The 11,868-nt window shown below is 72.4% G+C and carries 11 protein-coding genes; 9 read left to right on the top strand and 2 right to left on the bottom strand.

Features of this window, described 5'->3' with window-relative positions; genetic code table 11:
• The first annotated feature begins 178 nt into the window (after nt 1–178).
• The 6 genes from ACFZDI_RS25825 (at nt 179) to ACFZDI_RS25800 (ending at nt 7,612) form a co-directional block, all read left to right on the top strand.
• The gene (locus ACFZDI_RS25825) at nt 179–1,426 is read left to right on the top strand and encodes an amidohydrolase family protein (RefSeq protein WP_391253572.1); all 1,248 of its coding nucleotides are present in this window, start codon (nt 179–181) and stop codon (nt 1,424–1,426) included.
• 14 nt (nt 1,427–1,440) lie between these two features.
• Nucleotides 1,441–2,343 carry a TIGR03619 family F420-dependent LLM class oxidoreductase gene (locus ACFZDI_RS25820; protein WP_391253571.1) on the top strand — a complete coding sequence of 301 codons (903 nt, stop codon included), beginning with the start codon at nt 1,441–1,443 and terminating at the stop codon, nt 2,341–2,343.
• 9 nt (nt 2,344–2,352) lie between these two features.
• Nucleotides 2,353–3,123: a glucose 1-dehydrogenase gene (locus ACFZDI_RS25815; RefSeq protein WP_391253570.1), complete on the top strand. Its 771-nt coding sequence runs from the start codon at nt 2,353–2,355 to the stop codon at nt 3,121–3,123.
• 96 nt (nt 3,124–3,219) lie between these two features.
• Complete coding sequence (locus ACFZDI_RS25810) at nt 3,220–4,338, top strand: LLM class flavin-dependent oxidoreductase (RefSeq protein WP_391253568.1); 1,119 nt, start codon at nt 3,220–3,222, stop codon at nt 4,336–4,338.
• A 95-nt stretch (nt 4,339–4,433) separates the two neighbouring features.
• Nucleotides 4,434–6,164 carry an amidohydrolase family protein gene (locus ACFZDI_RS25805; RefSeq protein WP_234847928.1) on the top strand — a complete coding sequence of 577 codons (1,731 nt, stop codon included), beginning with the start codon at nt 4,434–4,436 and terminating at the stop codon, nt 6,162–6,164.
• The gene (locus ACFZDI_RS25800) at nt 6,161–7,612 is read left to right on the top strand and encodes an aldehyde dehydrogenase family protein (protein WP_391253566.1); all 1,452 of its coding nucleotides are present in this window, start codon (nt 6,161–6,163) and stop codon (nt 7,610–7,612) included. The genes ACFZDI_RS25805 and ACFZDI_RS25800 overlap by 4 nt, the downstream gene beginning before the upstream one ends.
• Nucleotides 7,613–7,618: 6 nt before the next feature.
• Here the strand turns inward: ACFZDI_RS25800 and ACFZDI_RS25795 are convergent, their stop codons facing one another.
• Nucleotides 7,619–8,011 carry a nitroreductase/quinone reductase family protein gene (locus tag ACFZDI_RS25795; RefSeq protein WP_234847926.1) on the bottom strand — a complete coding sequence of 131 codons (393 nt, stop codon included), beginning with the start codon at nt 8,009–8,011 and terminating at the stop codon, nt 7,619–7,621.
• A gap of 101 nt (nt 8,012–8,112) precedes the next feature.
• Here ACFZDI_RS25795 and ACFZDI_RS25790 point away from each other — a divergent pair, with 101 nt between their 5' ends.
• The gene (locus ACFZDI_RS25790; RefSeq protein WP_234847925.1) at nt 8,113–8,934 is read left to right on the top strand and encodes an endonuclease/exonuclease/phosphatase family protein; all 822 of its coding nucleotides are present in this window, start codon (nt 8,113–8,115) and stop codon (nt 8,932–8,934) included.
• On the opposite strand, the gene ACFZDI_RS25785 is transcribed toward ACFZDI_RS25790, so the two are convergent.
• A complete protein-coding gene (locus ACFZDI_RS25785) occupies nt 8,931–10,439 on the bottom strand; it encodes a CehA/McbA family metallohydrolase (protein ID WP_391253562.1) in 1,509 nt (502 codons plus the stop codon). The two genes, ACFZDI_RS25790 and ACFZDI_RS25785, sit on opposite strands and share 4 nt — an antisense overlap.
• Nucleotides 10,440–10,668: 229 nt before the next feature.
• On the opposite strand from ACFZDI_RS25785, the gene ACFZDI_RS25780 reads away from it, so the two are divergent.
• Together ACFZDI_RS25780 and ACFZDI_RS25775 are read left to right on the top strand one after the other, a co-directional pair.
• A complete protein-coding gene (locus ACFZDI_RS25780; RefSeq protein WP_391253560.1) occupies nt 10,669–11,514 on the top strand; it encodes a TIGR03619 family F420-dependent LLM class oxidoreductase in 846 nt (281 codons plus the stop codon).
• A 144-nt stretch (nt 11,515–11,658) separates the two neighbouring features.
• Complete coding sequence (locus ACFZDI_RS25775) at nt 11,659–11,865, top strand: hypothetical protein (protein ID WP_234847922.1); 207 nt, start codon at nt 11,659–11,661, stop codon at nt 11,863–11,865.
• The last annotated feature ends 3 nt before the right edge of the window (nt 11,866–11,868 follow it).

Raw genomic sequence — 11,868 nt, 5'->3', positions numbered from 1 at the left:
GCGGCGGATACGTCAGCCGTGGGAGACACCGATCACAGGGCGACGCGGGGAGTCCACCGGGTCTGCACCATCTCTTCGCACGCACCCGGCCGCACCCGCGCGCATCACGCCATCGCGGCCGGAACCGACCTCCGCCCACACAGCTGACGCCCCGTCAGATCAGCGCTACCGTGACGCCATGGACACCCACGACAGCACCTTTCCGCTGATCATCTCCGTGGACGACCACACCGTGGAGCCCGCCGGCGTCTGGCAGGAGCGGCTTCCGGGGAAGTACCGGGACGTCGGGCCGCGGATCGTGCGGGCTCCCGTGAAGGAGATGACCTTCCTCGGGGGGCGCTTCAAACCGGTCATGGGGCAGCCCGGGGACGACGGGCCCGTCGGGGACTGGTGGGTCTACGAGGACCTGCGGCGGCCGCTGACCCGGCTCGACACCGCCGTCGGGTACGACAGGGACGAGATCCGGCTGGAGGTCATCACCTACGAGCAGATGCGCCCCGGCTCCTACGACGTCACCGCGCGGCTCGCCGACATGGGCGTCAACCACGTCCAGTCCGCCCTGTGTTTCCCCACGTTCCCGCGCTTCTGCGGCCAGACCTTCACCGAGGCGAAGGACCACGAGCTGGGCCTGCTCTGCGTCCGGGCCTACAACGACTGGATGGTGGAGGAGTGGTGCGGCCCGGACGCGCACGGGCGGCTCATCCCCCTGCCCATCGTCCCTCTGTGGGACGCCGGGCTGGCCGCGGCGGAGGTCCGGCGCAACGCCGCCCGCGGCGTCCGAGCCGTCGCCTTCTCCGAGATACCGCCCTTCCTCGGACTGCCGTCCGTCCACACCGACGACTGGGACCCCTTCCTCGAAGCCTGCGACGAGACCGGCACGGTCGTCGCCATGCACATCGGCTCCAGCAGCCGCATGCCGTCCACCTCCGAGGACGCCCCGCCCGCCGTCGGCTCCACCATCACGTACGCCAACTGCTGCTTCTCCATGGTCGACTGGCTGATGAGCGGCAAGTTCGAACGCTTCCCGAACCTCAAGGTCATGTACGCCGAGGGGCAGATCGGCTGGATCCCCTACATCCTGGAGCGGGCCGACGTCGTGTGGGAGGAGAACCGCGGCTGGGGCGGCGTCGCCGACAAGGTGCACCGGCCGCCGTCCCAACTCTTCGCCGAGCACGTGTACGGCTGTTTCTTCGACGACGCCTTCGGGCTGCGCAACATCGACTCCATCGGCGTCGGCAACGTTCTCTACGAGACCGACTACCCCCACTCCGACTCCACCTGGCCCAAGTCCCGGGAGGTCGGGGAGGCGCAGATGGGGCACCTGGCGCCCGACGTGGTCGAGCGGATCGTGCGTGGCAACGCCATCGAGCTGCTCGGGCTGACCCCCGAGGGCCTGTGGCCGGGCGCCGGCGGGGGTGCGCGGTGAGCCTGCGGTACGGGATGCAGCTTCCCGTCCAGTCGCAGAGCACCCTGTACGCCGAGGGCTGGGAGGCGGCGGCCGGGCCGGAGGACCTGCTGGAGATCGCCCGCGCCGCCGACCGGGCCGGGTTCGACTACCTCGCGAGCTGCGACCACGTCGGCATCCCCCGCCGGCTCGCCGCCGCGATGAGCACCGTCTGGTACGACCCCGTCGCCACCCTCGCCTTCCTGGCCGCCGCCACCGAACACATCCGGCTGCTCAGCCACGTCGCGATCGTCGGTCTGCGGCACCCCCTGCTCACGGCCAAGCAGTACGCGACCCTGGACCGGCTTAGCGGAGGCCGGCTGGTCCTCGGGGTCGGCGCCGGCCACGTCCAGGAGGAGTTCGAGGCCCTGGGCGTCGACTTCCGCGGGCGCGGGGCCGTGCTGGACGAGTCGATCGACGCGCTGCGCGCCGCCCTCGGACCCGACGAGTTCCCCGAGCACCACGGCAAGCGGTACGCGTTCGAGGGGCTCGGACAGCGGCCCCGCCCCGTCCAGGACCCCGTCCCCCTGTGGGTCGGCGGCTCCTCGCCCGCCGCCGTGCGACGGGCCGCGCTCAAGGGCGACGGCTGGCTGCCGCAGGGCGATCCCAGGGACCGGCTGCCCGGGCAGATCGCCCGCATCAGGGAGGTGCGTGAACAGGCCGGCGCGAGGGGCGCGTTCACCGTGGGCGCCATCACCGAGCCGCTGTACGTGGGCACGCCCCGCTGGGAGGTGGGGCGCTGCACCCTCACCGGCGGTCCGCTTGAGCTCGCCGAGTCGCTGCGGGCGTACCGGGCGATGGGGGTGCACCAGATCCAGGTGCGGTTCCGCAGCCGGAGCCGCAGTGAACTCATCGACCAGATCGCGGCGTTCGGCGCCGAGGTCGCTCCCGAGCTGTGAGGAGACCCCATGGGCAGGCTCGACGGACGGGTCGTCATCGTCACCGGCGCCGCACGCGGCCAGGGCGAGCAGGAGGCCCGGCTGTTCGCGGCCGAGGGCGCCCGGGTGATTCTCGGGGACGTCCTCGACGACCAGGGCGAGGCCCTCGCGAAGGAGATCGGAGGGCGGTACGTCCATCTGGACGTGGGCCGGGAGGAGGACTGGCGGGCCGCCGTCAACGCCGCCAAGGATGCCTACGGCCACGTCGACGGGCTGGTCAACAACGCCGGGATCCTGCGCTTCAACTCCCTCCTCGACACGCCCCTCGACGAGTTCATGCAGGTCGTGCAGGTCAACCAGGTGGGCTGCCTGCTCGGCATCAAGGCGGTCGCCCCGGAGATGACCGACGGGGGCACGATCGTGAACACCGCCTCCTGCACGGGCCTGACCGGGATGGCGGCGGTGGGTTCCTACGCGGCGACCAAGCACGCCGTGGTCGGTCTGACCCGGGTCGCGGCCCTGGAGCTGGCGGGGCGCGGGATACGGGTCAACGCCGTCTGTCCGGGGGCGATCGACACCCCGATGGCCAACCCGGCCCGGCTCGACCCGGACGCCGACCCGGAGGAGACGGCGAAGGGCCTCGACCGGCTGTACCGCAAGCTCGTGCCGCTGGGCAGGGTCGGCCGGCCCGAGGAGGTGGCGAGGCTCGCGCTGTTCCTGACCTCGGAGGACTCCTCGTACATCACGGGCCAGCCGTTCGTGATCGACGGCGGGTGGCTGGCCGGGGTCACCGTTATCTGACGGACCATCAGCTATTGACGCCCCCAGGGGCCGGTGGAACAGTCGGAGCCATCATCTGACGCATCGTCAGAACTGACCGTGGGGCGGTGAACCTCCTTGGAATTCGGCATCTTCGTTCAGGGATACGTCGGCAAACGGGCCGAGACCGACCCGCTCGCCGAGCACAAGGCGCTGATGGAGGAGACCGAGTACGTCATCCAGGCGGACAAGTCCGGCTTCAAGTACGCCTGGGCGTCCGAGCACCACTTCCTGGACGAGTACTCGCACCTCTCCGCCAACGACGTGTTCCTCGGCTACCTGGCGCACGCGACCGAGCGGATCCACCTCGGCTCGGGGATCTTCAACCCGCTCGCCCCGGTCAACCACCCCGTGAAGGTCGCAGAGAAGGTCGCCATGCTCGACCACCTCAGCGGCAACCGCTTCGAGTTCGGCAGCGGCCGGGGCGCCGGGTCCCACGAGATCCTCGGGTTCATGCCGGGGGTGACCGACATGAACCACACCAAGGAACTCTGGGAGGAGACCATCGCCGAGTTCCCCAGGATGTGGCTCCAGGACGAGTACCAGGGCTTCCAGGGCAAGCACTGGTCACTCCCGCCGCGCAAGGTCCTGCCCAAGCCGTACGGCGGCTCCCACCCGGCGATGTGGTACGCGGCCGGGTCGCCGCCGTCGTACGCGATGGCCGCGAGGAAGGGCCTCGGCGTGCTCGGCTTCAGCGTGCAGAAGGTCTCCGACATGGAGTGGGTGCTGGAGCAGTACAAGACGGCGATCGTGGACGCGGAGCCGGTCGGGGACTTCGTCAACGACAACGTCATGGTGACGACGACCGCGATCTGTGCTCCGACCCACGCGGAAGCCGTGCGCATCGCGGCGAGCGGGGGGTTGCACTATCTGCCCTCGCTGGTGTTCCGGTACCACGACACGTTCCCGCGGCCCGAGGGGTTCCCGGTGTGGCCGGAGACGTTGCCGGAGTACACCGAGGAGTTCGTGGAGGTGCTGATCGAGGAGGAGTTGCTGATCTGCGGGGATCCGGACGAGGTGCTGCGGCAGTGCGAGCGGTGGGAGCGGGCCGGGGCGGACCAGTTGAGTTTCGGATTGCCGGTGGGGGTGCCGAAGGAGGAGACGTTGCAGACGATCCGGCTGGTCGGGGAGTACGTGATTCCCAAGATCGATACGGATCCTGTGCATCGGACTTCACGGTTCCGTCGGGGTGGTTGAGCGTTCGTTGGCGGGTGCGGATGCGTCGTGGCTTGTCGCGCAGTTCCCCGCGCCCCTGAGCAGGACATCTCACCGGAGTGGAGAGGAAGCCCCCCATGCTCGATCACGTCATCAAGGGCGCGACCGTCGTGGACGGGACGGGTGCCCCGGCGTTCACCGCCGACGTCGGCGTACGAGACGGCCGGATCGCCGTCATAGGCCAGGTCACCCAGGAAGCCCGCACCACCGAGGACGCCACCGGGCTCGTCCTCACGCCCGGGTTCGTCGACCCGCACACCCACTACGACGCCCAGCTCTTCTGGGATCCGTACGCCACGCCGTCGCTCAACCACGGGGTCACCACCGTCGTCGGCGGCAACTGTGGGTTCACGCTCGCGCCGCTGCATCCCGGGCGGCCCGAGGACGCCGACTACACGCGGCGGATGATGTCCCGGGTCGAGGGCATGGCGCTGGTGGCGCTGGAGCAAGGGGCGCCGTGGAGCTGGCACTCCTTCGGTGAGTATCTGGACGCCCTGGAGGGGCGGATCGCCGTCAACGCCGGGTTCATGGTGGGGCACTGTGCGCTGCGGCGGCACGTCATGGGACCGGAGGCGGTGGGCGGGCAGCCGAGCCAGGAGCAGCTCGCCGCGATGGTGCGGCTGCTGCGGGAGGCCATGGACGCCGGGGCGTGGGGGCTGTCCACCACCCAGTCGACCAGCCACTCCGACGGCGACGGACAGCCCGTCGCCTCCCGGCACGCCCGGCCGGCCGAGCTGCTGGCGCTGTCGCGGGCCGTCGGCGAGTGTGAGGGCACGCAGATCGAGGCGATCGTCGCCGGCTGTCTGGATCAGTTCAGCGACGCCGAGATCGATCTGTTCGTGGAGATGAGCGCGGTGGCCGGGCGGCCGCTGAACTGGAACGTGCTGACGATCGACGCGGCCGTTCCCGAGCGGGTGCCCCGGCAGCTGCTGGCGAGTGAGCAGGCGCGGAAGGCGGGCGGCAGGGTCGTGGCCCTGACCATGCCGATCCTCACGCCGATGAACATGTCGCTGGGGACCTTCTGCGCCCTCAATCTGATCCCGGGATGGGGGCCGGTCCTCGGACTGCCGGTGCCCGAGCGGATCCGGAAGCTGCGCGACCCGGACGTGCGGGCCGAACTCCTGCGCCGCGCCGACTCCAAGGAGGCGGGTGTCTTCCGGCGGCTCGCGAACTTCGGGCGGTACGTCATCGGCGACACCTACAGCGAGGCCAACGCCGGGCTGACCGGGCGCGTGGTGGGGGACATCGCCGAGGAGCGCGGGCAGGAGCCCTTCGCGTGCCTGGTGGAGATCTGCGCCCAGGACGACCTGCGCACGGTGCTGTGGCCGATGCCGGCCGACAACGACCCGGCGTCCTGGGCGCTGCGCGCGGAGACCTGGCAGCACGAGGACGTGCTGCTCGGCGGGTCCGACGCGGGCGCCCACCTGGACCGGATGTGCGGGGCGCCGTACACGACCCGGTTCCTGGGGGACTGCCTGCGGGGGCGGAGGCTGGTCGGGCTGGAGCAGGCCGTGAAGATGCTGACCGACGACCCGGCCCGGCTCTTCGGGCTGCGCGAGCGGGGCCGGATCGAGGAGGGCCTGCACGCGGACCTCGTGCTGCTCGACCCGGAGCGGATCGACGCGGGCCCGGCCACCCTGGTGCACGACCTGCCGGGCGGCAGTCCGCGGCTGGACTCCCGGGCGCTGGGCGTGCGGGCCGTCTGGGTCAACGGGGTCGAGGCGATCCGGGACGACGTGGTGACCGGGGCCGTGCCGGGCCGGGTGCTCCGCTCGGGGCGTGACACGGAGACGGTGAGCACGAGGTGACGGCACGGCAGTCGCTGTTCGTCGGCGGCTCCTGGGTGGAGCCGGAGGGCGGGCACTACGAGGTGATCGACCCGGCGACCGAGCGGCCCGTCGGGTGGGCGCCGGAAGCCTCGCGGGACCAGGTGCGGGCGGCGTGCGCCGCGGCCCGCGAGGCCTTCGGGCCCTGGTCGCGCACGGCGCCGGAGGAACGGGCCGCGGTGCTCGCCCGGGCGGCGGGGCTCATCGCCACCCGGCTGAAGGAGCACGCGGAGCTGGCCGCGGCCGAGACCGGAGCGACCCTGCGCACCGCACGCGCCCTGCAGGTCGGGGTCGCGGCCGCCCGCTTCCGGCGCTACGCCCGCGTGGAGCCCGCAGAGTGGGCGGTGCCGCCGCAGATCAACGAGGCCGGTCCGATGGGCAGGGCGGGCGTGATGGGCGCCCTGGCCGTCCGGCAGCCCGTCGGAGTGGTCACCTGCATCACCTCGTACAACAACCCCTGGGCCAACCCGGCCGGCAAGGTCGCCCCGGCCCTGGCCATGGGCAACACGGTCGTGGTGAAGCCGGCTCCGCAGGATCCGCTGTCGGTCTACCGGATGGCCGAGGCGCTGGAGGCGGCCGGCGTGCCGCCGGGTGTGGTGAACGTGGTCAGCGGCACACGTACGGAGGTCGGCGAGGCGGCCGTCGCCTCGCCGGACGTCGACATGGTGAGCTTCACCGGCTCCACGGCGGTCGGGCGGAGCATCGCCGAGGTGTGCGGGCGGGGCATGAAGCGGCAGTTGATGGAGCTGGGCGGCAAGGGCGCCGCGCTCGTCTTCGACGACGCCGACCTCGCCTCGGCCGTGGCCGGGATCGGCACCACCTTCTCCTTCTACAGCGGACAGATCTGCACGGCACCGACGCGGGTGCTGGCCCAGCGAGGGATCCACGACCGGCTGGTGGAGCAACTGGTGTCTTATGCAACGCGGTTGAAGGTCGGGGATCCACGGGAGCCGGACACCGTGGTCGGGCCGGTGATCTCGGCGGCGCACCGCGACCGCGTGGAGTCGTACGTCGAACTGGGCCGCAAGGAGGGGGCGGTGGTGGTCGCGGGCGGACAACGCCCGGACCTGCCGGCCGGCTTCTACGTCGCCCCGACCCTCCTGGCCGACTGCGGCAGCGGCATGCGCGTGGCCCGTGAGGAGATCTTCGGGCCGGTGGTGGTCGTCATCCCCTTCGACGACGAGGAGGAGGGCATCGCGCTCGCCGACGACACCGACTACGGGCTGATCGACTACGTCTGGTCGGGCGACGTGGCCCGGGCCTTCCGGGTGGCCCGGCGGCTGCGGGCCGGCGGGGTCGGGATCAACACGGTCGGGCGGAACATGGAGGCGCCCTTCGGCGGCTTCAAGCAGAGCGGTGTGGGCCGGGACGTCGGCTCGTACGCCCTGCACACCTACAGCGAGGTGCAGTCGATCGTGTGGCCGGGCTGAGGCCTCTCAGGCGTCCAGGTCCACCCGCACGGTCAGCAGGTTCGTCCCGAGGGCCCGCACCCCCAGGCTGTTGACCCGGGGCAGGCCCCGCAGCCGTGCCACCGGGTCGTCCTGCGGCATCGGATGCGCCGTGCCCTGGTGCCATCGGCCGCGGATGCGCACCCGCACCCGCGGATCGGCCTTGATGTTGCGGACGTACTGCGACCGTTCGCCGAACTCCGACACCAGCCAGAAGGAGCCGCCGACCAGGCGCCCGCCCACCGGTGTGCGGCGGGGCAGCCCGGAGACGCGGCCCGTCGTCTCCAGGACCGTCTGGAAGGGGAGGCGGCGCAGGATCGGGTTGAGGCGGCGCTGGAACGCCGTCGTCGCACGGAACCTCAGGTCGGTGCTGCGGGACATCGTCTGCGGGTCTCCTTTCGCACGAAGCTCTCACGGATTTCCGCAACGCGGCCTGCTTCAATGATCCCCCACGCGGCAACGAGGAGAGCGGGTGGCTGCGGATGCGGATCGTGACCTGGAACCTGTGGTGGCGCTTCGGGCCGTGGCAGACGCGGCAGAAGGCGATCGTCACGGCCCTGCGGGAGCTGCGGCCCGACGTCGTCGGACTGCAGGAGGTGTGGGCGGCCGACGGCGAGAACCTCGCCGAGTGGCTCGCCGGTGAGCTGGGCCTGCACTGGGCCTGGGGAGCCTCGCCCGCCCCGGAGCGCTGGCAGCGGCGGATCGGGGACCCCACGGTCGGCATAGGCAACGCGGTGCTGAGCAGATGGCCGGTCGTCGCCCAGGACGTGCTGCCGCTGCCCGCCCCGGCCGACACGGACGACGGCCGCCTCGCCCTCTACGCCCGTCTGGCCGCGCCCGGCCACGAAGTGCCCTTCTTCACCGCCCACTTCAGTTCCGTCCTGCACGGCTCGGCGATCCGCTGCGGGCAGGCCGCCGCGCTCGCCGGGTTCGTCGCCCGGCACCGCGGCGACACCCCGTTCCCGCCCGTCGTCACCGGCGACCTCAACGCCTGGCCCGACTCCGACGAGGTCCGCCTCCTCGGCGGCTACAGGACCGCCCCGGCCGTGCCCGGGCAGGTCCTCCTCGACGCCTGGGAGTACGCCGACCCGGCCGCCCCCTCCGTCACCTGGGACGCGGCCAACCCGTACGTGGCACCCACCCGGGAGCCCGGCGTGCGCATCGACTACATCCACGTGGGCCCGCCCGGCCCCGGCGGACTCGGCCACGTACGGTCCGTCCGGCGGGCCTGCGACGGCCCCGTCGACGGGGTGTGGCCCTCCGACCACGCGGCGGTCGTCGCCGACCTGGCGGACACGACCTAGTCGCGCCCCAGGAAGATCGGATTGGTGAACGCCGCCAGCGGACCGGGCAGCGGTCCCGCGGCCGCCTCGTGCCGGAGTTCCGCCCGTACGTACGCCGCGTACGACGGTGTGGTGCTCCACTCGACCACGCCCGAGCCGGAGACCGGCAGCGGGGCGCTGGTGTGCAGGACGCCCTGGTCGGTGACGAAGCGGACCGTGCAGCGCGGGGCGCCGGTGACCTCCAGGCGGACGGTGACCGGGGTGTCGCGGCCGACGGCGAGCCGCTCGCCGATGCCCGCGTGCTCGCCGCGCCCGCCGGACGCCCGCAGCGACAGCGTGACGCGCGCGGACTCGGCGATGTAGGACCGTCCCGCCCGGATGCCCTCCTGGATCGCCTCCCGGGTGAGGTCGTCGGCCAGGACGACCGTCTGGGGGCTGCCCACCGCGTCCGGGGAGCGGTGGGCGTCGCTGCTGCCCATCGCCGGGAGCCAGCCGCGCCCGTCCCGCACCGACGCCACGAGCATGCTGTCCCAGTCGGCCAGCGCCACCTCGTCGTCGGGCGTGTAGGGGCCGTTCCACACCTCCACGGCGTCCGCCTCGGAGAAGCCGAACTTCCAGTTGCAGCCGACGCAGGTGGCGTGCGGGTGGGCCGGGACGACCAGGCCGCCGGCCCGGCGGATCTGCCGCGCGAACCGGCCGAAGCGGTTGTCGCGGGCGCGGTAGCGCCAGTCGACGAAGGTGCCCGGGTCGGTGCCCAGAGCCACCACGTGACCATTGCGCGTGGTGATCTCCTCGCCCAGCATGACCAGCAGGTCGTCCCCGGCCACGTCGGCCCAGTGGGCGTGCGCGGCATGGGTGTTGTGCTCGGAGGAGTTGATGAAGTCCAGCCCGGCGGCCCTGGCCAGGTCGCCGATCTCGGCGGGGGTGCGGCGGCCGTCGGAGTGCCAGGAGTGCAGATGGCAGTCGCCCCGGTACCAGGCCCGCCCCCGGCCCTTCGCCCGCTGCCGCGGATACACCGGCCGGGCGGCCTCGCCCGGCTCCCCGTAGGTCAGCGTGATCGTGATCTCGTACGACAGGCCCTGCGGGGCGACGGTGTACGGGCCGAGCGCGATGTGCCAGGTGCCCTCGTGCACCGGGCCCGGGATGTAGCCGGGCGTCGCGTCGTCCGCCCGTACGAAGAACTCCGTGCGCGCCCCGCCCGACCAGCCCCGGAAGCCCCGGCCGCCGAGCTCGGTGCCGCGCTCGTCGAAGACGCCGATGTCCAGGGCGTTGCCCGCGGTGCCGGCCGGGACGGACGGCCGGTCGTAGGTGTAGGCGACCTTCAGCTCGCGGACCCCGGCCGGGACCTCGACGGGCACGTACACGAAGTCCGGGGAGCCGGGCGGCAGCGTGCCGCGCACGGTCCTGCTCTCCCGGCCCCCGTCGGCCGCTGCAGCGAAGCTCACGCTTCCCAACGTAAGGGCGGCCGCCGCTCCCGTCACGAACAGGGCGCGCCGGCCGGGCCCGCCGTGGCTGTCCTCGCACATGCTGCTGCTCCCCAGGTGTCGTCGGTGACGTGGCACGGGTCGTGCGGGGTGGTGCGTGTGCACCCTTGTAGTCAGCCGTGAACAGGCGTGCAAGACAGGGGAATCGGCCGGGGAAAACAGGGGGAGGCTCGGGGAGTACCGACCGGGGGCCCACCGGACAGGGGACGGTCATCCGAACGTCCGACCGGTCGGTATCGACAGTGCGGCCGACCTCCGGTACAGATACGTCATGCGCATCGCCGTGACGATCTTCCTCACCGACGAGACGATCACCCCGACCCGGCTCGCCCGGGAGCTGGAGGAGCGCGGTTTCGCCGGGCTGTACCTGCCCGAGCACACCCACATCCCCGTCGAGCGGACCACGCCGTACCCGGCGGGCGGTGAGCTGCCGCCCGAGTACGGCCGTACCCTCCACCCGTTCGTGGCGCTCGGCCAGGCCGCCGCCGTCACCGGGCGGCTCGGTCTGGGCACGGGCATCACGCTCGTCGCGCAGCACGACCCGATCGACCTGGCCAAGCAGGTCGCGACCCTCGACCACCTCTCCGGCGGCCGGTTCACCCTCGGCGTCGGCTTCGGCTGGAACGTCGAGGAGGCCGCCGACCACGGCGTGCGCTGGAGCACCCGGCGCGAGCTGGTCAGGGACCGGATGGCGCTGATGCGGGCCCTGTGGTCGCGGGAACCGGCCGCCTACGAGGGGGAGTTCGGCAGCGTCCGGGCCAGCCACGCGTTCCCGAAGCCCGTGCGCGAGCCGCGCGGCCCGGTCATCGGCCCGCGCACGCTCGTCGGCGGGGCCGCCGGACCCCGGCTGTTCGCGCACATCAGCGAGTACGCCGACGGCTGGCTGCCGATCGGCGGCCGGGGCCTGGGCGAGGCCCTGCCGTTGCTGCGCACCGTGTGGGCCGACGCCGGCCGCGATCCCGAGGCCCTCCAGGTCGTGCCCTACGCCATTCACCCCACCCCGGGCAAGCTCGCCCACTACGCCGACCTCGGCCTCGAGGAGGTCGTGGCGCAGCTGCCCCCGGCGGGGGAGACGGAGGTGCTGAAGGCCCTGGACGGCCTCGCCGACCACCTCTGACAACTCCCCTACGGGACGGGCCCTTTGGCGCTCCCTACTAAACTGGGGGTCAACAACCGGGCCGGGAGCACACCGGTGCGCGGCCGACCACCGCGCACGACACGGGTGACGGCCCGGCTCACTGATTCCACGGGGGAGAGCGTCTTGAGGCTTTGGTGGTTTTCCTGGCTCCTGCGGCACTTCACGGAGTACGGCTACAGCCAGGGGCTGCTGCGCGCCGCGATCGGCACGACGGCCGTGCTGGTGACCGCCGCGCTGGTCTGGTTGACCCTGCACCGCAACCGGCCGGCCGCCGTGGCCGCCGCCGGTCTCACCTCGGCCCTGGGCATCGGGTGGCTGGCCTTCCACTGACGG

The organism is Streptomyces sp. NPDC007907, from assembly GCF_042959365.1.
GTDB lineage: Bacteria > Actinomycetota > Actinomycetes > Streptomycetales > Streptomycetaceae > Streptomyces > Streptomyces indiaensis.
Note: the sequence above shows the minus strand (reverse complement) of the source record. Positions and strands in the feature narration are given on the sequence as shown.

What these genes read in the sequence shown, in the direction of transcription:
- ACFZDI_RS25795 (WP_234847926.1), bottom strand. Translation starts at nt 8,011, where the DNA reads ATGTCCCGCAGCACCGACCTGAGGTTCCGTGCGACGACGGCGTTCCAG.
- ACFZDI_RS25805 (WP_234847928.1), top strand. Translation starts at nt 4,434, where the DNA reads ATGCTCGATCACGTCATCAAGGGCGCGACCGTCGTGGACGGGACGGGT.
- ACFZDI_RS25825 (WP_391253572.1), top strand. Translation starts at nt 179, where the DNA reads ATGGACACCCACGACAGCACCTTTCCGCTGATCATCTCCGTGGACGAC.
- ACFZDI_RS25790 (WP_234847925.1), top strand. Translation starts at nt 8,113, where the DNA reads ATGCGGATCGTGACCTGGAACCTGTGGTGGCGCTTCGGGCCGTGGCAG.
- ACFZDI_RS25780 (WP_391253560.1), top strand. Translation starts at nt 10,669, where the DNA reads ATGCGCATCGCCGTGACGATCTTCCTCACCGACGAGACGATCACCCCG.
- ACFZDI_RS25820 (WP_391253571.1), top strand. Translation starts at nt 1,441, where the DNA reads ATGCAGCTTCCCGTCCAGTCGCAGAGCACCCTGTACGCCGAGGGCTGG.
- ACFZDI_RS25815 (WP_391253570.1), top strand. Translation starts at nt 2,353, where the DNA reads ATGGGCAGGCTCGACGGACGGGTCGTCATCGTCACCGGCGCCGCACGC.
- ACFZDI_RS25785 (WP_391253562.1), bottom strand. Translation starts at nt 10,439, where the DNA reads ATGTGCGAGGACAGCCACGGCGGGCCCGGCCGGCGCGCCCTGTTCGTG.